The organism is Terasakiispira papahanaumokuakeensis, from assembly GCF_001709345.1.
GTDB classification, from domain to species: Bacteria; Pseudomonadota; Gammaproteobacteria; order Pseudomonadales; family Halomonadaceae; genus Terasakiispira; species Terasakiispira papahanaumokuakeensis.
The window spans coordinates 2,384,777-2,405,599 of record NZ_MDTQ01000001.1 but is presented as its reverse complement, the minus strand read 5'-3'; the positions used below and the strand labels follow the sequence as shown (position 1 = coordinate 2,405,599).

Here is a 20,823-nt window from a genome sequence, read left to right as displayed (position 1 = left end):
GAGCGGTGTTACTTTTGGGGGGATTACCGGGCCTGGGGGAGGTTACAGTATCATCGCTGCCACCCAGGCAAACACGATCATGCCAAAGTTCGCATGCATAAAGGTGGGGATCACTGAATCTCGCACATGATCATGTTGTCCATCGGCATTAAGACCTGATGTTGCCCCTAGGGTAATGGTTGAGGCGGGTGAGCCCGCATCGCCCAGCGCCGCCGAAGCCCCCAGTAAGGCCACTGTGGCCATCGGCGAGAAACCTAAGGTTAGGGCCAGTGGAATATAAATCGGAGCTAGAATCGGCACACTGGCGAAAGAGTCACCAAAGCCAATGGTAATAAATAAGCCGACCAGCAGCATTAAAGCAGCGGCTAATGGCCGATTATCACCAATCCAACTGGCCGCCGCCGAGACCAGCGGTTGGATTTCACCGGTGGCTTCGAGCACACCGGCAAAACCCGAGGCAATGGTGATAATGACACTGATCTGTACCATCATCCGCATGCCTTGGGTAAACACATCATCCTGCTCATCCCAGCGGAAGATGCCAGCAAAAGCCAATAGCATGAATCCGATCATGCTGCCGACTAATAGTGAGTCAAAATAAATCTGGCAGACCAAAGCCACACCAATGGCCAAAATTGTCATGACCAGCTGCGGCATGCTTAAGCGGCGTGCTTGCGGTGGTGTTGGATGAATATCAGGCGTCGCTTTGTAGTCACGAGGTTTGCGGTAAGTGACGAATAAAGCAACCAACATACCGGTGATAATCCCCATCACTGGTAAGAACATCGCTTGAGGCACCATGCTGGCGGTGACATTGAGCCCTTGATCGGCTCCCACTTTGTTCACGTTTTCGAGCAAAATTTCGTTCAGGTAAATCGCCCCGAATCCGGTTGGCAGGAGTAAGTAACTACTGCTGATGGCACAGGCTAAAATACAAGCCACGGCGCGGCGATCAATCCGTAAACGGTTAAAAATACCTAATAATGGTGGAATCATCACCGGGATAAAGGCGATATGAACGGGCACGGCATTTTGTGATAACACCGAGCACAGCATAAAAACGCCATATAAAAACCATTTCACTCGACCATGAGTGTGGGTTTCGCTAGACCCCATCATGTGGGTCACTTTCATGGCAAAGAGATCCAGAATACCACTGCGAGCGAGTGCCACGGCAAAGGCGCCAATCATGATGTAAGTCATGCCGACTTGAGCACCGATCAGCAGATTGTCATTCAACGCAGCAATGGCTTGGTGAGTATCCAGCCCGCTATGCAGCCCGCCGATCAGTGCGGAGGCAATCAGGGCAATGGTGACAGGCAACCTGAGCAAGCACAGCGTAATCATCAATCCAATCGCTAACACCACGGAGTTGAGGGTCAGCCATTGTGGCGATAATACGCTGTAGGTCAATGCTAATAACAAGATAACGCCGGCTGTGGCGCGTAGGGGCAGTTGAGGGGATGATAAGTGTCCAGTTGAGCTGAGAGGCATGTGTTTTTTTTATCTCTTATCTTTTTTTGATGGGATCAATCTTAGGCATGCGCCCAAAGGGGCGATTAGGGTAACGAGCGAGACGATAAAAAGCCACAATAGGGAAAAGCCACAAGGGCGCCTTAATGGGCGCCCTTGTGGCTTAATCTGATGATGTCGTTGGGGTCATTAAAGCTTGCTATTGTCGTCCTTCATTAGGGCTTCTTCCAACTGACCGAAGTCAAACTCATCCAGGTCATCCAAGCTGGCCGCGAGGGCATCTTCAGGCAGTTCGCCTTTCTCTTTTTTCGTGTCTTCTTCTGTGATTGGGGCGCTGTTATCCAAGCTGAGCCCTGCCAGGGCATCATCAAGCTCACCTTGCGAGAGCAAATCGCCAGACTCATCTTCTTCCTGTGCTGGGGCATCCGGTAAATCGACATCTAGCCCCATCAGGTCATCATCGGGGATTGTCGGCAGATCTTCGGCGCCATCTTCAGGTAAGTCATCGACAAAGTCTTCGGGGGGCTCCAAGTCATCCAATGCCATTGTCAGGTCTTCTTGAGGAATGGCCGCTGCCTCGTTTTGAGAGGCAGCGGCCACCGCATTACCTGCTGCCGGCGCTGTGGCGACGGCGGTTAAAGAGAGGCCCAGCAAACTCGCTAGAGCTTCACTTAATTCTCGTTGTTCTTGACTCAGGGTGGTGCGTTCATCTCCTGATTGTTGCAGGGTTTCAGCATTGAGATGTAATCGGTTCAAATACAGTTGCGCCTGTTCCGGGTCAAATGATGGGCTTTGAGCCGCTGAACGGGGTTGGTCATGGCCTGTCGCAGCAGGACGTGAAGCCAATTCTCGCTTCAGTTGGCGTTGAATAAACCACTGGAAAATATTCAGTCCCAGCAGGATCAAGCCCAGCTGGACCAGTATCAAAACTGCCAGAGGCGTTAGGGTCATGTTAGGCTTCCCTTTTTGTACGCGTAATCTTTCTTCGGGGATGGATTGAAGTATGCGACAGCTCTGCCTGTGCAGCAACACTATCCCCGTAACTGCCTGTATTGATTATGGGAGAGATCCATGGACGCTATGCAGTTATTGCTAGAACGTAACTCTCACCCCAAGCTGGGGGCGCCTGCGCCAGCGGCGGATACTTTGCGTACGCTTTATCAGGCGGCGTTACGTGCGCCTGATCATAATAGCTTAAGGCCGTGGCGTTTTATTCAGTGCACAGGCCCTGGCCTTGAACGTCTGGGCGAGGTGTTTGTGGCGGCTCAACAAGCCAAAGATGCCGATTCAGATGATGCGACGCTGGATAAAATGCGCAAAATGCCGCTGCGGGCACCGATGGTTGTCGTCATCGTGGCCAGCCCGAAAGAAGATCCTAAAGTTCCTGAGATAGAGCAACAGCTTTCTGCCGGGTGTGCGGCGCATGCCCTTCTGATGGCAGCACAAGCGAAGGGGTTTGCCGGTATCTGGCGTACGGGGTGGCTGGCTTTTGATGAGCATGTTCATCACGCTTTAGGGCTCAATGACTCGGAATCGATCGTCGGCTTTTTATATTTGGGAACACCGGCAGGGCGCATGAAACCGCTACCGGAGTTGGACCCAGACGATTTTGTCAGTGAGTGGTCTTGAGGCGCACTTGTGGTGCTGAGGATGAACAACGATGAAGAGCCGTCATCATGAGCAATTACTGACTGCTGATCTGACCTCGTTTATGGCTGAAGTTGGCACTTCGATTCCGCTAGTACCTCATTTGGGAATTCAATCATTACAGTGGGAAGACCCTCGTAGCTTGTTGATGTCGGTGCGGCTCTCTCCACTGGTCAATGATAAAGGGACGGGATTTGGCGGTGGCCTCAATGCGTTGTCGACCCTGCTGGGCTGGTGTTTTATGACCTTGCAATTGAGAGCCGCGGGTTGTGAGTGCCCAGTGGTGGTTAGCCACCATCAAACCGAGTTTGTAGCGCCGGTCACAGATGATTTTGTTTTACGTTGTCAGCCTCAACCCGAGGCCTCGATTGCGGAAATGTTGGCGCGAGTGAAGGCGAAGGGGCGGGGGCGCTTGATGTTGACGATGACGTTGGATCAAGGGGCGCAATGTTGTTTACGGGCTTCTGGCCGGTATGTGGCTTTAGCCGCGCCATAGCCTCAAGCCTTGGCGGCCGCTTAGGTCGTAACACCTTCAGAAAACTGCATTTTTTGATAAAAAATACTTGCATGCATTAAGGGGTGTCGGTAGTATACGCGCCATCTGTTTCGGGGTATCCCGATAACAGTTCGGAGAGGTGTCCGAGTGGTCGAAGGAGCACGCCTGGAAAGCGTGTAAGTCGTAAGGCTTCGAGGGTTCGAATCCCTCCCTCTCCGCCACCGAATTTAAAAGCCCTGATCACTCGATCAGGGCTTTTTTCGTTGCGGCCGATTGATGTCCCTGGCCATTGATTTCGTCAGCCATTCATGTGGCCGGAAACAGGCTGTTTCGGTCGAACTGATAGGCCCAGGTTTCGGTTAAGGGCTTGCCCTCTAGCGCTAAATAAAGCCGTAATTCCGCAATCTGATCGGCTTCGAGTGCCACATCAAAGATCGCCCGCCAGACGTTACCATTGGGCACGGGTTCGACGCGAGTGCGGACAATCTTGCCTGCAGTGGTTGAGGCGACGACTTCAGGCATGACGCCATAGGGGATTTGTTGCAGTACTTCGGGTCGATCAAATTCAACCGCCACTTTATAGACGTTGTCTGGCCGGGGCTGGCCGGGCTGCCCCCCACGACCAAAGCGTGTTGAGATGGCTTGCGCGATGTGTGTGGCTGGGTGAGGGTTATCGTCTTGCCAGTACATGCGATAATGAAGGCTGTGATATTGACCCGCTTGGGCTGGCGCTTCAGGCACCCAGAAGGCGCCAATGTTGTCATGAATTTCGTCGTTGGTTGGAATCTCTAACAGCTGAATGGCGCCTTGCCCCAATGGTTTGATCGGCTCAATCCATAAGCTGGGGCGACGATCATAGAAAACGCCGTCTCGATAGTGGTCGAAGTTTCGGTCTCGTTGCATCAGGCCAAACCCTTGTGGGCTGTCGGCGCTGAAAGCCGATACGCGGGTGGTCCGCGGGTTGTTCAGTGGACGCCATAGGCGCTCACCATTGGCCATCCAGATGGCCAGGCCATCACTGTCATGGACTTCGGGTCGCCAGTCATAAGGGCGTTCCCGCCCGTATTCGCTATACCAGAACATGGACGTTAGTGGCATCAGCCCAAGGCGTTCGATATCCCGCCGCAAGAAAATCTCGGCTTCAACTTCGATTTCAACGCCTTGGCTACGATCCAGTCCGCGATGTGCGGTGAAGCGGAAGGCTCCCGTAATTGAGGGGCCATCTAGTTGGGCGCAGACCACAACTGGTTGCTCTGGGTCGGTGGTTTCTTCGATATAAAATGCAGTGAAATTAGGGAACTCTTCGGCTTGATCCGCAACCGCTGGGTTCACGGCGACGCCTCGTGCGGATAAGCCATACTGCCCTGAAGCGCCTATCGTCCGGAGATAGCACCCGCCTAGAAAGACCAGCCAATCCTGAGTGCGCCAGTCATCGGCACCGTCATATTCCTGGAAGCGAAATCCCGCAAACCCTGAATTAGGAGGAAGTTGGCGCGCGGGATTATCCTCAGGGATTTTGAATAGGCTCGGGTCATAAATGATTTCCTGAGCTTGTCCTTGACGCACTTGATACATGCGTACTGCGTTTTGGAAATAAGTGCCGAGATGGAAAAAAGTGACGGGATAAGCACCCTCTTGCTGGAAAGGGGCTTTATCAGTATCAAACTTGATTTCTCCCCACTTGGCGTAATCGATCTGCTGAGTGATCTCTGGCATCGGCCTTGGGGGCGGGGTATAGGCCTGCTGTGCAGCGTTTCGCGCTTGCTGAACCAAGTGCTCAAAGGCAAAAGGATGTTGCTCGGTAGCCGTTTTGCCCCAAGCCAAACGACTGCTAGGCAGTGCCAGGAGGCTGGCCCAAGCTGCGCTTTGGCATAAGAAATCACGTCGGTTCAACGTCATAATGAATCTCACTTAGCCAGTAAAAACAGGGTGGATGTCACATGCTTGATACTCAATGGATCAGCATCTCTGACAAGGCGTGACTTTGAACACAGTGTCATCTTGAACAAAGTGTCATCTTGAACAAGGCGTCATTTTGAACAAGGCGTCACCTCAGACAGGGGGTCAGCGACCGGCAAATGATCATCTTGCCATTGTGAAAGACATTGCTGTTTATGTTGCATGACCGGTGTAGCGTGGCGCTCTTCTGGTGTCATAAATAGCCCCATTTGAGCGGCTAGATGACCGCTGCGCTGTGTCGAGCTGAGTGAGATCAGAAGCGGCGCGAGGATCTGTGGCAGCGCAATGGGTAACAGCCAATAGAAAAGATTAGGGGCAAAAAAGTGCGACCCCAGCAGCATTAAAACGCCAGTCAGTAAGACCCACCAGCTGGCGCGAGTGGCTTCCATCAAAGGCAGTGATTGACCTTCCCGGTCTGACGCTGGCCAGCCACCATCAAGCCCCGCTAGAACTTGTAAGACGGAGCGACTTTGGTACATCAAGGTGATCGGGGCCAGTAAGGAAGACCAGATGATTTCAACCCAGGTTGACCAAAAGGCGCGACAAAAACCGCCGAATCGACGAGCACGACCACTAAAGCCTGCTTGTAGTGCAATCAGCAGCTTGGGGCCAATCAATAAGCCGAAAATGCCGACCAATAAGGTGACCGCCAAGGCGGTTTCAGGATGTGGAAAGATGGCGGGTAAGTAGGGGCTTGGAAAATAGTCTGGGGGCGGGGCAAATAAAGGCGCAATAATCGAGCAAATAATGAGCAGCATCCACAGCGGTGAGGCTAAATAAGCCATAATGCCTTGAACAAATGTGAAGCGGCTCCAGCCCTTGAGACCGGGTGTTGTTAAGAGTCGAGCATGCTGTAAATTCCCCTGACACCAGCGGCGATCACGTTTGGCAAAATCAATTACATTCTGTGGGCATTGTTCATAGGAGCCCTCAAGGTCGGCATCAACGCGAACTTTCCAGTTCTGGCGGGCCAGCAGTGCCGCTTCAACATAATCATGGCTTAGAATGTGGCCGCCAAAAGGTGGCTTTCCGCTGAGTTCTGGCAAGCCGCAACTTTCGGCAAACGCCTGGGTACGCACTAGCGCGTTATGTCCCCAGAAGGGGCCTTCTCGCCCTTGGGTGCGAGCTAATCCGCGTGTATAAATGGGTGAGAATAAAGCGGCTGAGAATTGTAAACTGCGGGCAAACCAGGAGTTCGCACTGATAATCTGTGGCAGGCTTTGAAGTAGCCCCAGTTCAGGGTCGGCTTCCATTCGTTGCAGCATGGTGAGTATGGTATGCCCTTCCATTAAGCTGTCCGCATCAAGAATCAGCATATAGGTATAGGCGCCCCCATAACGACGGACGAAATCCCCAACGTTACCTGCTTTTTTGCCTTCGTTGTTTTCTCGGTGGCGATAATAAACGCCGATCTCTGGCGTCACCGATTGACGTAGCCAGCGTATGCCAGCTTGCTCAGCGCTGACCATCTTGTCATCACGAGTATCCGACAGCACGACTAAATCAAAATGAGCGGCATAAGGGGTATCCGCCAGACTGGCGGCCATGGCCGCGGCTGAGGTGAGTGTGGCTTCGGGGTCCTCGTTATACACGGGAATCAATATGGCGGTCCGTGTTTGAGGTGAGAGTTCGTCAAGTGATTGCGCTGGCGGTGTCGCAATAGCCCGCCCCAAAAGCCCGCCTAGGCCAATGGAGGCCCCCCAGGCAATCCAAGCAGCAGTGACTGAGGAGAGGGTGATTCGGATGTAATCAACCCAGTCCACGCCATCAGCAAAAAAAACATCCATCGCCAGTTGAGTGGCCAACACGGCAATCAGCAGTGTAAAGGCCACCGCCAGGGTGCGGCGGAGTATTAGCATAAATCACTCTCTGTTGATCACATCTCAGCGTTATTGCACGTTTCAGCCTGTCGTTAGGTGTCGTGCTGTTTCACCGAGTTAACGTTGTCGCAGATGGTGTCGTAGGATATTGAGCCCTGAACGATGGGGGCGCTCCCGTTCAAGCGCTTGCATCGGCATATGCAGCGGGGCTGCAGGCGGTAAGAACGCCTCCGGCTCAACATCGAGCGACTTAGAGAGCGGAGTTGAAGTGCTGTGATCCTGTGGCTGTTTATTCATCATTGATCGGTTGCGCATCGTCTGTCCTCATTTGATAAAGCCAGATTTCACTCAAATCCTTGTTGCCATCAGTGAGTGCCCCTACAAATTCCATGGGGGCATCACCCTCAGGTTCAAGGTCGATCATGAGCCGCCAAATATGGGCACTGGGAATGGGAAATACACGACTTTGGATGATCTTGGCGTGGGTGATACTCAGTCGTGAGCTGATTTGGGCTTCTGCCGTTAAATTATCGAGAGCGCCACCCTCGAAATCGACAATCAGTTTGCGCTGTTTGGGGTTGGGGGTCGCGCTGATATCTTCCCCTGTGCGGATAGCTTTCACGCGTGCCAGACGTACGCGGTCTTCTTCAAGTGCCCCCCAGGTAAGGCGATAGTCATATTGGGCGGCCTGCCCTGCTTTAATGGGGATTTCGGGCTGCCAGAAGGCGACAATATTGTCGTTGGACTCCACTTTAGTCGGAATCTCAACCAGTGAAATGTTGCCCTGTCCCCATTCTCCTCGAGGCTCGACCAATAGAGAGGGGCGGCGCTCATAATGATGGTTGGCATCTTGATAATCGCGGAAGTGACGATGACGTTGATAGAGGCCAAAAGCACGAGGATTTTTTTCAGCAAAGTAAGCGTTCGCCAATGATTTGGCATTTTGTAAGCTTCGCCAGAGCTCGGTCCCATCACTGCGGATAATTTTAAGCCCCTCGCTGTCATGAACCCGCGTACGGTAATCATCAAAAGCGTGCTGATTGGCTGGTCCGAATAAGAACATGGAGGTCATCGGGGCAATACCGAGGCGTTCGACATCTTGGCGGAAAAATAAGCGGCTAGTGACATCCATTCGGGTGTGTTTGCCTGGCTGGATCACAAAGCGATAAGCGCCTGTCACACTGGGACCTTCCAGCGTGGCATAGACAATCATTTGCTCCGTATTGGATGTCGGTTTTTCAACATAAAAGGCTGTAAATAGAGGAAATTCCTCTTGCTGATTGGTGGCCGTATTAATCGCCAGCCCGCGTGCAGAAAGTCCGTAAGTATTGCCTTGGCCGACCGCCCTGAAATAAGACGAGCCGAGAAATGAGACGACCTCATCACTGACGTCTTCGCGGTTGAGCGGATAATGCATTTTGAACCCCGCGACTCCGGGAAACTCGGTGTTTTTAAAGCGAGTAGGGTCTAGCGGGGCTTGAAATAGAAACTGGCTGGCATCAAAAGAAAGCGGCTGAGCTTGGCCATTGACGATTTCAAAAATTTCGACCGGTGTCTGAAATAGCCAACCCAGTGGGTAAAATTGCAGCTGAAAATTTGAACCGTCACGCCACAGGGCTTTGTTAGGATCAAAACGAATGGCGTAATAATCCTGGTAACTGAGGGATTGGAAGGCCTCAGGCAGTGTGATCTTGGGAGATTCAAAAGCCTCTTTCGCTTTAGCCTGCATACGGGTAGACAGGGCATCAAAAGAAAAATTGCCTTTGGGAGACGGTGACGTCGGCGTCGCCGTGCCTTCCCCCGGTACCTTGTTCGGTTCGGGGAGCGGTTCGGCTTGGGTTGCGTTGGAAAATATCACTGGGCCTAGCGTTGTTAGGCCAAGAAAGGTTCGTCTTTTCATCTGTGATCTAGGCCACCCTTTCGCTGTTGGTGATGAGGCCGTGATAAGGGCCTTCATCACATCAATATCCCGTCCGATTGGTGGGAAGACGCAGTGAGATCCGGGAGGGGTATCCCACATATATCCCACATAAATGTATGTTTAAATTTTTGGCTTAAGCGCTTTTTTAAGCAATCGTCTCTGATTGGCTACGCGGCTGCAGGAGGCGGGTACCGTCGGATTTTCCTCATGGCGGGGGCAACTCTGATACACTTTGCAGTCATTTTGGCTGCCGTCATTTTTGAGCCCTTTTCTCAGACTTTTTCAACGCCCTCTTCTGTGAACTTCGGCGCTTTTTTGCCGGGGCGACACGTTTCTTTAACACAGGGCCTGCTCAACACAAGGCCTACTCAACAAAGGTCAGCTTAACTAAGGCTGACTTAATGTGAGCTCAGCCATCAGGCGCACAGCTATGATGAGGGGAGCTCAATAATGAAAAGACCAATGATGTAGATGGTGACAGCACGTATGGATGGATTGATGGATCACGGCGACCGCTTATGAGCATGACTTATGATGTAGTGATTATTGGTGCTGGCGCTGCTGGGTTAATGTGTGCCGCAACAGCAGGGTATCGAGGGCAGCGGGTTTTAGTGCTGGACCATGCCAACAAGGCGGGCAAAAAAATTCTGATGTCGGGTGGCGGACGTTGTAATTTCACTAATCTCAACACGACGCCACAGCACTTTCTCTCCACAAACCCCCACTTTTGTATCTCGGCTTTGAAGCGTTATGGGCCACAGCAGTTTGTTGAATTAGTGGATCGCCATGGCCTTGAGTATGAAGAGAAAGCCCCCGGCCAGCTGTTTTGCCAGCACCGTAGTCAAGATGTCTTAGATGTTTTATTGACTGAATGTGAGTGGGCCGGTGTTGAGATTCGCTTGAATACGCAGATCAAGCAGCTGGTGCGGCATGGTGACGGCATGCGTTTACAGACTTCGCAAGGTCGGCTGGACGTGGGGGCGGTTGTGGTCGCTACCGGTGGCTTGTCTATCCCGACGCTAGGGGCTTCAGGCTTTGGCTATGAGTTGGCCCGACAGTTTGATCTTGAGGTGTTACCGACGCGAGCAGGCTTGGTGCCCTTTACCTTGCATCCAGAGCTGAAGCAGCACCTTGCAAGCCTTTCTGGGGTGTCGGTCCCTGTCTCGGTGAGCTGTCGTGAGCAGGCTTTTCAAGAACCGATGCTCTTCACTCATCGAGGGCTTTCCGGCCCGGCGATGCTGCAAATTTCAAGCTACTGGCAACCGGGTGATGGTGTGCATGTGAATTTGCTACCGGGGGCCTCGGTGCTGGAAGCGTTAAAAGTGTTTCGGCAGGCACATCCTAAGGCCAGTCTGATGAGATTTCTCACTGAGCGCTTACCCAAACGATTGGCGCAAACCTTATGCGACTGGCATCAATGGCACCAAGGCCATATCGCGGATTTCAGTAATGCTCAGTTAGCTGAAATCGAAGCCCAGCTTTGTGACTGGTGGGTTACGCCAGCGGGAACAGAGGGTTATCGAACCGCTGAAGTGACGCTCGGCGGTGTGGATACTCGCCAAATTTCATCACGTACCTTTGCGGTTGAAGAGTTGCCCCAGTTACGGTTTATCGGTGAGGTGCTGGATGTGACCGGCCAGCTCGGCGGTTTTAACTTTCAGTGGGCTTGGGCATCCGGTGTCGCTTGCGGCGAGTCTTTTTGATCGCGGGTGACCTTTCTTTTGAGTCGACTCAGGGCCTGGGTGCTCATCTCGGTGATATGTTGCATTGGATGAGCGCCAAAGCCCCGGCAGCGCTTTGTTTATGCTTGGCCGCTTAATGTCCGAGTAGAGAACTGAACTGAATACCAAAGCCTAAGCGATAGTTTTCCAGGTCATAGTCAACCATGCTTTCGCCATAACCTGCTGCAATCTGTACAAAACCCCGGAGTTTGCGCTTTAAAGGGAAGGACCACTCGAGCGTACCGCCGTAGTTGTTGTATTTAGGGTTGCCGAAAACGCTCAGGCTATATTCATTTTTGTTATGGGCGTAAGTGAGTCCAACATCCATGTAGCCTTTGTATTGGGTCAGATCTGGGTTGTCATCATCTTCATCACTTTCTGGCAAACGCCAGCGAGGGGCCAGTGACAGTGCCCAATTGCCTCGACCCCAAATACTATCGACATAGAGGTAATTCCAGCTACGAGAGAGCGGGTTGCCTCGGCCATTCGATTGGTGCGCAAAGCCGAAACGATTTTCTCGGTTGGTCCAACCCAGAAAGGTCATATTGTTGGGAAAGCTGGTAAAGGCTTCGGGTTGGTAATTGGTTTCTCGGAAAGGCCGCGACGCGGCGGCATTGTAAACCTGCCACCAAGAGCGCTGTGTATAGGCAAAATATAAGGAGCCATCCCAGGGCAGGGCCTTGTCCAGTACCTTGAATTTAAAACTAAGCTGGAACTTGGCTTCAGTATGTTGCAGGCCATGATCCTCAAAATCCGGATAGTGCTGCTCACTCAGGTGATGGCTATAGGTCACCGGCAGTAAATAATTGGCTCGAAATGTCGTGAATGCTGAGGGATTTTCTTCGGCAATGGACTCATCAATTCGGCGGCTATCCAATGCCTTGGGGGGGATAGGCTCGATCAAAGGTTCTTCATCGCTTTGAGTGCTGCCCGCATTGTCAGTAGTGGATTCAGAAGATGTATTAGATTCAACTGAGTGGGCATTGACATCTTCTGACGGGCGCTCAGCCCAAGCGGGGCTGGCGATTAAAGTCGCCATGATGAGCCAATGGGGAAGGCGGTGAGGCATAAAGAGCTCCGGATCAGTATTTATCGTGGTGTGAGTCGGGTTAGGGATAAAGTTGTGTGTACTGGCTCGTTTAATATTCGATCGTTTAAACACTCAAGTGCTTAAACAATGACACTCGCCTGTGAGCTCAGTGGGCCTCTCATGAGCGTTTTATTTTTGGGCATATAACAGAAACTCACGGTTACCGTCTCCACCCTGAATAGGGCTTTCCATCCAGTGTTGTACATTGAGCCCCAGTGTTTCACAGCGCTCAATGATGCGTGTCTTTACCTGCTGATAGCACTGTGTATCCCGCACAATACCGCCTTTACCGACATGCTCCCGCCCAACTTCAAACTGTGGTTTAACCAGTGAAATCAAATGCCCTGAAGGTTTGAGCAGTTGCGGCAGACCCGGCAGGATCAGGGTTTGAGAAATAAACGAAACGTCCATGACGATCAAATCAAAGCCTAATTCGGGCTCGATCGCGGCGTGTAATGAGTCAATAGGGAGCGCGCGGGCATTGACACCTTCAAGCCCCGTAACTCTAGGATCTGCTTTGAGTTTGGGATGTAGCTGATCATGTCCGACATCAACGCCGACCACACGACTGACCCCCGATTGCAGTAGGGCATCTGTAAACCCCCCGGTGGACTGACCCACATCCAGTGCGGTCATCCCGGAGACATCCAGTGACAGCGCTTCTAATGCTCCGGCGAGTTTAAGCGCGCCGCGTGAGACAAAACGGTCTGCGGGATCGGGTGTCACCTCAAGTTGGGCCGATTCAGGCAACTTTAGACCCGGTTTGGTCACGGTTTGCCAAGATGACACCCCTTGAGCATTAGGCGCATAGAGACGGACCCGACCAGAGTGAATCGCATTCTGCGCTTGAGTTCGTGTCGCACATAAGCCTTGCTCAAGCAATAAGCGGTCGAGTCGTTGCATCTTTGCTCCACGGGGTGGCGGGTTAGTCGAGTGGCTGGTTTGAGTGGCGATTCAAAGGTCGCCGATGGTCTGCACATAGCTGGCTATTATTCATATCAAAGAAAGGTTGTCACTATCGTTCGCCGCGTGACTTGAATCGTGTTGATGTGTCATGAGGCCGACGGTCGTGCAGATCTTTGAATGCATCGCTATTGGCACCATGGCCATAACACCACCATGATATCAATGGTGATGACAGTAAGTGGGGGAGTATAGCGTCTTTGGAAGGCGTCTCTAGTGTTATGAATATAGCGACATATTGCTGTCGTAGTGTCGTAGTGATGAGTGGGTATTAGTGAGTGCGGTATTAGTGAGTGCGGTATTGATGAGGGCCATCGCATGGTGTGAATAGCGGCCAGAGGGGGCAGGACTGGCGGCAAAACACTTTTTAAAATGACTAGCCCCCGTTAAAACTAAAACCACCAGCCCGCTCTAAACGATACGCCTACTATAACGAAAAGGATGGAGAATATCGTGACGGCAATGATGTGGAATGCCATATCGTTGAGGTTAGCGGGTGACAGTTTCGGCACAACGCGGAGTCTTGCATCTAAAGCGAAAACAACCGTCAAGCCCAATAATATGAGTTTAGCGACGATGCCGTGTGCGATAGGGATGGACATATCAAACCATGAGGGAATATGAGGGAGCATTTGATAGGCCAAGGTTAAGCCGGTCACAATTTGGACGACTAAGGCAGGCATACCTATTTTTTCGTAAGCCGATTCAAACGCTAATAAGCGTTCAGGTGAGCGCTCTTTTAACACACGCGGCAATATGATCAATGAAAGAATAATATGCCCACCTGTCCAGATGCTGGCGGCTAATAGGTGTAGCGTCAGTAATAGCCCATACATGATTTCAGTTCTCTTTTGTGGTGATGACTTTTACGATTGTACAGCCTGTCATTTGATTGCTTGTGGTTTTGTCCTGGTGCTGTCGATGTCGTAATAAGTCGTTGTGCTTATGGTGCGCTAGTGTACTCAAGATAAGGGCGGAGACATTGATGTCAGCACGGATGATGTGCTTTGTACGTTTGTCCTTGACTTCATTTTTCGTTTGACTGAAGTAAAGGCTTAGTGGTGTTTGTCGGTCCTGATGATAAGTGGTGGTTGCGGTGTGGCGGTGTGGCTGGTAATATCGCCGCCGTTGTTTGGGAATCTAGTGTGATCAATTAGTTATCCGCTTTTTTATTCCTTAATGACGTGATGTGGCGGCCCCTGTCGGTCCTCCCGCAACACTAAATCGTGAACCCCGCCAGGCCCGGAAGGGAGCAACGGTAGCGATGGACGTGTGTGCCGGGATGTGGCTGGCAGGGGCTGTCTCCATTTTAGGGGTATGAATAGAGTCCGGCCGTATTGTTTCGGCCTGTGATGAGCTCGCATTTGTTCATTTAACCTCGATAGGATGGCCTGTGGGTGGTTGCGGCATATCTGAGCCTCCCTTTGTGGTCTGTTAGGCTGCAGGGTTCGTGCATGTTGTCGCTTCGCATGCTAGTGTTTTCATCCTTGTGTCTGGAAGTTTCCCCAAGTCGATGAGCTATCAAGTGCTGGCCCGCAAATGGCGGCCCAAGAACTTTCATGAACTGGTCGGCCAGACCCATGTGCAAAAAGCGTTAATTAATGCACTGGATCAGGATCGTCTGCATCATGCCTATCTGTTTACCGGCACCCGCGGCGTCGGCAAAACGACGATCGCCCGTATTCTGGCGAAATGCCTGAATTGTGAAACCGGTGTGACCAGCCAACCTTGTGGTGAGTGTGGTACTTGTCGTGAGATTGATGAGGGTCGCTTCGTTGATTTAATTGAAGTTGATGCGGCCAGCCGTACCAAGGTCGAAGATACCCGAGAGCTACTCGATAATGTGCAGTATTCGCCGACGCGAGGCCGTTTTAAGGTCTATCTGATCGACGAAGTGCACATGCTCTCCACTCATAGTTTTAATGCGTTGTTGAAAACGCTTGAAGAGCCGCCTGCCCATGTAAAGTTTCTGCTGGCCACGACGGACCCGCAGAAATTGCCGATGACGATCTTGTCGCGTTGTTTGCAGCTGCAGTTGAAGAATATGTCCCCGGAGCGAGTTGCGGGGCATTTGCAGCATGTGCTGAACGCTGAGAATGTGCCCTTTGATGATGCTGCGCTGAAGTTGCTCGGGCGCGCTGCTGATGGTTCGATGCGTGATGCCTTATCGTTGACTGATCAGGCCATTGCGTTTGGTCAGGGCGAGGTCCGGGTTGATGCGGTGACCAGCATGCTGGGCGTACTGGATCATCGTCACTTGCAGGCGTTATTGGCGGCGCTGGTGGCGCATGATGCCGCTTCCTTACTTAATGAAGTGGCTCAGTTGGCTGAGCAAGCCCCTGATTTTGCTGCTGTGCTGGAGGATTTAGCGCGTTTGCTGCATCGTTTGACATTGGCGCAGATGGTGCCAGAGGCGTTGGACGACAGCTTCGGTGAGCGTGACCATCTATTGGCATTAGCACAACGGCTCCCCGCTGAAGAAGTGCAGTTGTATTATCAGATTGCGATTGAATCGCGTCGTGATCTCCCTTTATCGCCTGACCCTCGGACTGGGTTAGAGATGGCCTTGTTGCGGATGTTGGCTTTTCGTCCTCAAGGGATTCCTGAGCTGCCGGAAGTTTCTTTACAGGCAGAGGCGTCATCACAACCGATGACCCAAGCCTCAGCCCTCCAAACCGCTGACCCCCAAGCTGCTGGATATCAGGCCGCTGGTGCTCAAACCACTGACTTCGAGCCGAGCGGTCCACAAGCAGGATCTTCTCCTCCTCTGAATGAGGCGCCGCCTGAGCCCCCAAAGCCTGATGCGGCTGCACCGGCGATGCCTTCGGTGGAGTCGCCCGGTTTTGCTGTGTCGGATACGCCATCTCATGATCAGGCGGAAACGCAGTCTGAGTCGCCTAGACCAGATAGGCAGGCCATGTCTGAGGTTGTACCTGACATCGTCTCTGAGGCCAGTGTGTCTGCAGCCAGTGTGTCTGAAACTAGCGTGTCTGAAGCCAGTATGTCTGAGTCGGGTGTGGCACCTGATGCTGACGCTGGGCAAGCGCCGTCCTCAGCGCCTTGGGACGGGCCTGCTCAGTGGTCTACTCCTGAACCGACAACAACGGCCCCGCCGCGACCCGCTGAGCCCTCAGCGTTAGCTGACCCTTCTGAGCGCGCTACCGGTACGCGGCCATCGCCGAATATTGAAATGCCGCCGGTGCCACAGACGGTGGCTGAGGTGGCATGGCCTGAATCCAATGAGCACTGGCTGTCAGTGTATCCTCAGTTAGGGCTATCAGGCTGGGAGGCGAGCCTGGCGGGTGAGTGCTGTTGGCTGGCGAGTGAGCCTCCATTGTTGAGGTTGGCGGCCCCGCCCAGGGTGCGCAGTGTATTGACGGGGATGGCCGAACAAGCGCTCACGGCACAGTTGAGTACTGCACTGAATACTCAGGTGCAGTTAGAGGTTGTCGCTCAGGAACCGCTGCCGGAAGATAGTCCGTTACTGCGTCAGCAAAAGATTACGGCCGCACGTAAGGCTCAGGCATTGGAAAAGTTACGTCAGGACCCCAATATTCAAATATTCATCCAACAATTTGATGCGCAGTTGGATGAAGCGAGTGTTGAACCTGCCCCGCCCGCTGAGGGTGAGGGCCGTTAAATATTGATGACCGCTAGGTGGAGGTGAGGCATGTTTGGCAAAGGCGGAATGGGCAATATCATGAAGCAAGCCCAGGAAATGCAGGAAAAGATGCAAAAAATGCAGGAAGAAGCTGCCAATGTCACTGTCGATGGTGAATCCGGTGCTGGCATGGTGAAAGTGACCATGACCGGTCGTCATGATGTCCGTAAGGTGGATATTGATGAAAGCCTGATGTCCGAAGATAAAGACATGTTGGAAGATTTGCTGGCGGCGGCGGTTAATGATGCGGTACGAAAAGTTGAGCAGGCTTCTAAAGATAAAATGGAAGAGTTAACCCAGGGGATGCCATTACCTCCTGGGTTTAAAATGCCTTTTTAATTAACGGTGTTGGAGTCAGCTTTTTCTGCTTGGGTGAGTCCGGATACGCTTCGGTCTCTGCTTTGGCGTCATTGATATTACTGGATGCGCCCCTTGGCATGGCCTCGGCGGCGCTTTGCTGGTTATGAGGAATGCATGCAGTTCAGCCCTTTGATCGAACAGTTCATGGAAGCGTTGCGGTGTTTACCCGGCGTGGGGCCTCGTAGTGCTCAGCGTATGGCGCTTCATCTTCTGGAACGAGACCGGGAGGGTGGACGACGCTTGGCCCAGATTCTGCAAGAGGCGTTGGATCAAGTTGGCCATTGCCGCCGTTGCCGGACATTGACTGAGGAACCCGAGTGTCGTATTTGCCGCAGTAGTAAGCGCAATGAACACATGCTCTGTGTGGTTGAAACGCCAGCGGATATGTTGGCGTTGGAACAGACTGGGATTTATGACGGTCATTATTTTGTGCTATTGGGCCATCTTTCTCCCATTGAAGGGATTGGTCCTGAGGATTTAGGGCTGGATGATCTTTTGTCTCGTGTTCAAGATGGGGCGATCGAAGAGGTGATTCTAGCCACCAATCCCACTGCCGAAGGTGAAACAACCGCACATTATGTGCATGAGTTGCTGCGCCCTTTAGGGATTCGAGTGACTCGCTTGGCCCATGGCGTGCCATTGGGCGGTGAACTGGAATATGTAGATGGTGGTACCTTGTCGCGTGCTTTAGTCGGGCGTGGTCAGTTTGATTGAGATCTATGGGGTTATCTGGCTGGGTGCCAATGAATATTTAACCGGCACATTAATATTCAACGATCATCGTTAATATTCAATCGTCATGGTTAATGCTCGGTAGTCGTTATTAATATTGAGCTATTTTGTCGTTTTAAACAGGAATTGAACATGTCCGATCAGCCTATGATCTGGGTGAGTGATGACGCGTCACTGGCTCAATATTGTGCACAGTGGCAACACCTCCCAGTATTGGCTCTGGATACAGAATTTATTCGGACCACGACGTTTTTTCCACGTCCGGCTCTGTTGCAAGTCAGTGATGGCGAGGCGTGTTATTTAATTGATCCTTTAACCCTGAATGATGTTGCACCATTACGTGAGGTGCTCACCAGTGGGCCACTGAAGATTCTACATAGTTGTTCGGAAGATCTTGAAGTCTTTAAAGGGTGGCTACAGTTGGTGCCAGCCCCTGTGGTGGATACGCAAATTGCTGCTGCCTTTGCAGGTCTTGATTCCGGGATGGGCTATCAGCGTTTGGTGGATACCTTATTAGATATTCAATTGGATAAAGGTGAGACGCGCTCTGATTGGTTACAGCGTCCTCTCACTGAGAGCCAACAGCATTACGCGGCCCAGGATGTGGCTTGGTTGCTGCCCTTGTGGGCTAAGTTATTGAATCGTTTAGCTGGGCAAGCGCCTATTGCGGGTTGTGAGCGTCTCGATATTGTGATGCAAGAGGGCGAATCTTTGGTCCGAGAGGCGAGGATGACGACGGACGATGCCGAGAGTTATTGGCGAGTGCGTCAAGCATGGCGTTTGGATTCACGGGGTTTGCAGGTGTTGCGCGCCTTGTGTATTTGGCGCGAAGAGCGGTGCCGTGAGCGCGATATTCCACGGAGTCGAGTGGCGTCTGATGGGTTGTTGCAATCGCTTTGCGAACAATTACCTGAAAGTTTACCCCAATTGGCGCAACTGGAAGAGGCCAGTCCGGGGTGGATTAAGCAGTCAGGACGTGAAGTGCTGGGGCTGATTCAACAGGCGCAAGCGGTACCGCGCCAGGAGTGGCCCAAACCGCTGCCTAATCCAACCGCCCCTGAGTACAAGCAACTGCGTAAGCAATGGCGTGAGCGCCTTAAAACATTAGCTGAGCAGCACGGGTTGTCCCCAGAGTTATTGGTGAGGCGTAAACAGATGGAACAATGGATTGCCGAGCAGCTGGCGGGCCAGCCTGTGACATTGCCTGCTGATTGGCCCCAATGGCGACGTTTGTTGCTTGCCGATGTCTTGGGCGCACCGGCTTAATCTATCAAAGCCTTCATTGATGGGTGTTGATTAAGGCCTGTATCGATTAGCCCTTGTATGGGTAACGGGTACCGATTCATTATTGAGTGAAGACATCATGACGCAACATTCGAATCAATCCAGTCGCCATGAGTTAGGGGAGCATCGCCTGTTGTGTGAGATCTATCGCAGCCCGCGTAAAGATGAAATGTATCTCTACGTGGATAAGCGACAAGGCCTAGCTGATGTGCCTGAACCTTTGTTGAAACAGTTCGGGTCGCCGCAATCGGTCATGACGTTGATTCTTCACCCGGAGCGCTCACTGGCTAGGGCGAATGTGACCGATGTGATTAGCGCGATTCGTGAACAAGGGTTTTATCTTCAGATGCCACCTAAAGTGGAGAGTGTCTTGCCGCCTTCCAGCCCGGCACCGGGGGCTTAATGCGCGAACGTTTTTGGGAAGCCCCTTTAGCTTCATTGTCTAACGATGAATGGGAAGCCTTATGCGATGGCTGCGGGCGTTGTTGCCTGCATAAGTTGCAGGATGAAGATGATGATGCGGTCTTCTTTACTGATATCGCCTGTCATTTATTTGATCCTGAACAGTGCCGTTGTCGCGACTATCCTAATCGTTTAAAGCAAGTGCCGGATTGTCTGTCGATTCGAGCGCAAGAAGATGAAATTTATGATTGGTTGCCGCCGACATGCGCTTATCGGCTGCGCTACCAAGATCGTCCTTTGCCGGTATGGCATCCGCTCATTTCGGGGCGTGCAGACAGTGTGCACGAAGCGGGTATTAGCGTGCGTCATCGTACCGTGAGTGAGGCCGATGTGGATGAAGAGGATTACGAAGATCATATTATTTTGTGGATCAAGCCCCAGCTTCCATTGTAAAAGCAAGGTCCATTATAAAAGCAAGATAAGCGCCTCCCTTGTCTCAGGAGGCGTGCCTTTTATCAGACCCTAGTCACTTGCCCTGGTACTTCACTTTTATGGCGGCTATGAGTAATCAGCATTTGAGTGTATGGATGTTGTGCTTGCCCTGCTAACAGTTCATCAGTCCCCAGAACCTCCAGAATTTCACCGTGTTGCATGACGGCAATGCGATCGCAGAGGTGAGCGACGACTCCAAGGTCATGTGTCACCATGAGGTAAGTGAGCCCTTCTCGCTGACGTAACTCTGAGAGTAGATTTAATATTTCAGCTTGGACCGATACATCCAGAGCGGACGTTGGCTCGTCTAGCAGCAGAATTCTTGGCTCTAAAATCAGCGCCCGCGCAATGGCGACCCGTTGGCGTTGCCCTCCAGACAGTTGGTGAGGGAAACGGTAGCGGAAGCTGTCATCTAACCCGACTTTGCTCAATAGTTGACCAATACGTTCATGGCGTTGATCAATACCATGAATTTTTAATGGCTCAGCCAAAATACTCTCAATGGTATGGCGTGGATGAAGCGAGCCATAAGGGTCCTGAAACACCATTTGCATCAAACGGCACCGCGCTCGGTCCAACCGATGAGAAAGCCGTTGATTGTTGACACTGATATGGCCTGTCCAATGGTTATATTGGCCTGCTAAGCAACGTAAAATTGTGGTTTTACCCGATCCAGACTCACCGACTAGGCCAAAGGATTCGCCTTCGTCGATCGCCAGTTGGATCGACTTCAGGATATGGGCTTGTTGAGCCCCATGACCAAAGCTTAAATCAAGTGACTGAATATCAATCATTGTCATGG

General features: G+C 52.1%; 19 protein-coding genes, 1 tRNA gene and 1 other RNA gene. 11 read left to right on the top strand and 10 right to left on the bottom strand.

Annotated features, from left to right (window positions below; all coding sequences use genetic code 11):
* Positions 1 to 42 precede the first annotated feature (42 nt).
* Together BFW38_RS10475 and BFW38_RS10470 are read right to left on the bottom strand one after the other, a co-directional pair.
* Positions 43 to 1,347 (bottom strand): Na+/H+ antiporter family protein, encoded by a 1,305-nt coding sequence (locus BFW38_RS10475; protein WP_069000380.1) that lies wholly within the window; start codon positions 1,345 to 1,347, stop codon positions 43 to 45.
* Positions 1,348 to 1,662: 315 nt separating this feature from the next.
* On the bottom strand, positions 1,663 to 2,424 hold the full coding sequence (locus BFW38_RS10470) for a hypothetical protein (protein WP_068998536.1): 762 nt from the start codon (positions 2,422 to 2,424) through the stop codon (positions 1,663 to 1,665).
* Positions 2,425 to 2,544: 120 nt separating this feature from the next.
* Here BFW38_RS10470 and BFW38_RS10465 point away from each other — a divergent pair, with 120 nt between their 5' ends.
* The 3 genes from BFW38_RS10465 to BFW38_RS10455 all read left to right on the top strand — a co-directional run bounded on the left by BFW38_RS10465 (position 2,545) and on the right by BFW38_RS10455 (position 3,837).
* A complete protein-coding gene (locus tag BFW38_RS10465) occupies positions 2,545 to 3,102 on the top strand; it encodes an NAD(P)H nitroreductase (protein ID WP_068998534.1) in 558 nt (185 codons plus the stop codon).
* A 31-nt stretch (positions 3,103 to 3,133) separates the two neighbouring features.
* Positions 3,134 to 3,616, top strand: coding sequence for a YiiD C-terminal domain-containing protein (locus tag BFW38_RS10460; protein ID WP_068998532.1), 483 nt, complete (start codon positions 3,134 to 3,136; stop codon positions 3,614 to 3,616).
* A 133-nt stretch (positions 3,617 to 3,749) separates the two neighbouring features.
* Positions 3,750 to 3,837 (top strand) — tRNA-Ser (locus BFW38_RS10455).
* An 85-nt stretch (positions 3,838 to 3,922) separates the two neighbouring features.
* On the opposite strand, the gene BFW38_RS10450 is transcribed toward BFW38_RS10455, so the two are convergent.
* The 4 genes from BFW38_RS10450 to BFW38_RS10435 form a co-directional block, all read right to left on the bottom strand.
* Positions 3,923 to 5,515 carry an OpgD/OpgG family glucan biosynthesis protein gene (locus BFW38_RS10450; protein ID WP_068998530.1) on the bottom strand — a complete coding sequence of 531 codons (1,593 nt, stop codon included), beginning with the start codon at positions 5,513 to 5,515 and terminating at the stop codon, positions 3,923 to 3,925.
* Between the two features lie 131 nt (positions 5,516 to 5,646).
* Positions 5,647 to 7,434, bottom strand: a complete 1,788-nt coding sequence (gene mdoH, locus BFW38_RS10445; RefSeq protein WP_068998529.1) for a glucans biosynthesis glucosyltransferase MdoH — start codon at positions 7,432 to 7,434, stop codon at positions 5,647 to 5,649.
* Between the two features lie 78 nt (positions 7,435 to 7,512).
* Positions 7,513 to 7,710: a hypothetical protein gene (locus BFW38_RS10440; RefSeq protein WP_139116600.1), complete on the bottom strand. Its 198-nt coding sequence runs from the start codon at positions 7,708 to 7,710 to the stop codon at positions 7,513 to 7,515.
* Positions 7,685 to 9,295, bottom strand: a complete 1,611-nt coding sequence (locus BFW38_RS10435) for an OpgD/OpgG family glucan biosynthesis protein (RefSeq protein ID WP_068998525.1) — start codon at positions 9,293 to 9,295, stop codon at positions 7,685 to 7,687. Before BFW38_RS10435 ends, BFW38_RS10440 begins: the two co-directional genes overlap by 26 nt.
* A 545-nt stretch (positions 9,296 to 9,840) precedes the next feature.
* Between BFW38_RS10435 and BFW38_RS10430 the strand changes: the two genes are divergently transcribed.
* Positions 9,841 to 11,019 carry a BaiN/RdsA family NAD(P)/FAD-dependent oxidoreductase gene (locus BFW38_RS10430; protein ID WP_069000379.1) on the top strand — a complete coding sequence of 393 codons (1,179 nt, stop codon included), beginning with the start codon at positions 9,841 to 9,843 and terminating at the stop codon, positions 11,017 to 11,019.
* 112 nt (positions 11,020 to 11,131) lie between these two features.
* On the opposite strand, the gene BFW38_RS10425 is transcribed toward BFW38_RS10430, so the two are convergent.
* The 3 genes from BFW38_RS10425 to BFW38_RS10415 all read right to left on the bottom strand — a co-directional run bounded on the left by BFW38_RS10425 (position 11,132) and on the right by BFW38_RS10415 (position 13,926).
* Positions 11,132 to 12,106, bottom strand: a complete 975-nt coding sequence (locus BFW38_RS10425; protein WP_068998523.1) for a phospholipase A — start codon at positions 12,104 to 12,106, stop codon at positions 11,132 to 11,134.
* Positions 12,107 to 12,256: 150 nt separating this feature from the next.
* Entirely contained in the window at positions 12,257 to 13,030 is a 774-nt protein-coding gene (locus tag BFW38_RS10420; RefSeq protein ID WP_068998521.1) for a TlyA family RNA methyltransferase, read from the bottom strand.
* Positions 13,031 to 13,482: 452 nt separating this feature from the next.
* The gene (locus BFW38_RS10415) at positions 13,483 to 13,926 is read right to left on the bottom strand and encodes a CopD family protein (RefSeq protein ID WP_068998519.1); all 444 of its coding nucleotides are present in this window, start codon (positions 13,924 to 13,926) and stop codon (positions 13,483 to 13,485) included.
* Positions 13,927 to 14,290: 364 nt separating this feature from the next.
* Between BFW38_RS10415 and ffs the strand changes: the two genes are divergently transcribed.
* From ffs to BFW38_RS10380, 7 genes are all read left to right on the top strand, one after another.
* An RNA gene (ffs, locus tag BFW38_RS10410) (signal recognition particle sRNA small type) lies at positions 14,291 to 14,387 on the top strand.
* A 216-nt stretch (positions 14,388 to 14,603) separates the two neighbouring features.
* Positions 14,604 to 16,730 carry a DNA polymerase III subunit gamma/tau gene (gene dnaX, locus BFW38_RS10405; RefSeq protein WP_068998517.1) on the top strand — a complete coding sequence of 709 codons (2,127 nt, stop codon included), beginning with the start codon at positions 14,604 to 14,606 and terminating at the stop codon, positions 16,728 to 16,730.
* A 30-nt stretch (positions 16,731 to 16,760) separates the two neighbouring features.
* Positions 16,761 to 17,090, top strand: a complete 330-nt coding sequence (locus BFW38_RS10400; RefSeq protein ID WP_068998515.1) for a YbaB/EbfC family nucleoid-associated protein — start codon at positions 16,761 to 16,763, stop codon at positions 17,088 to 17,090.
* Between the two features lie 135 nt (positions 17,091 to 17,225).
* Positions 17,226 to 17,825, top strand: coding sequence for a recombination mediator RecR (gene recR, locus BFW38_RS10395; RefSeq protein ID WP_069000378.1), 600 nt, complete (start codon positions 17,226 to 17,228; stop codon positions 17,823 to 17,825).
* Positions 17,826 to 17,975: 150 nt separating this feature from the next.
* On the top strand, positions 17,976 to 19,109 hold the full coding sequence (gene rnd / locus BFW38_RS10390; protein WP_084004586.1) for a ribonuclease D: 1,134 nt from the start codon (positions 17,976 to 17,978) through the stop codon (positions 19,107 to 19,109).
* A 97-nt stretch (positions 19,110 to 19,206) separates the two neighbouring features.
* Complete coding sequence (locus BFW38_RS10385; protein WP_068998514.1) at positions 19,207 to 19,530, top strand: YcgL domain-containing protein; 324 nt, start codon at positions 19,207 to 19,209, stop codon at positions 19,528 to 19,530.
* Positions 19,530 to 19,982, top strand: coding sequence for a YcgN family cysteine cluster protein (locus tag BFW38_RS10380; protein ID WP_068998512.1), 453 nt, complete (start codon positions 19,530 to 19,532; stop codon positions 19,980 to 19,982). Before BFW38_RS10385 ends, BFW38_RS10380 begins: the two co-directional genes overlap by 1 nt.
* A 62-nt stretch (positions 19,983 to 20,044) precedes the next feature.
* Here BFW38_RS10380 and BFW38_RS10375 read toward each other — a convergent pair whose 3' ends face one another.
* Positions 20,045 to 20,821 (bottom strand): ABC transporter ATP-binding protein, encoded by a 777-nt coding sequence (locus BFW38_RS10375; RefSeq protein ID WP_068998510.1) that lies wholly within the window; start codon positions 20,819 to 20,821, stop codon positions 20,045 to 20,047.
* Between the last annotated feature and the right edge of the window lie 2 nt (positions 20,822 to 20,823).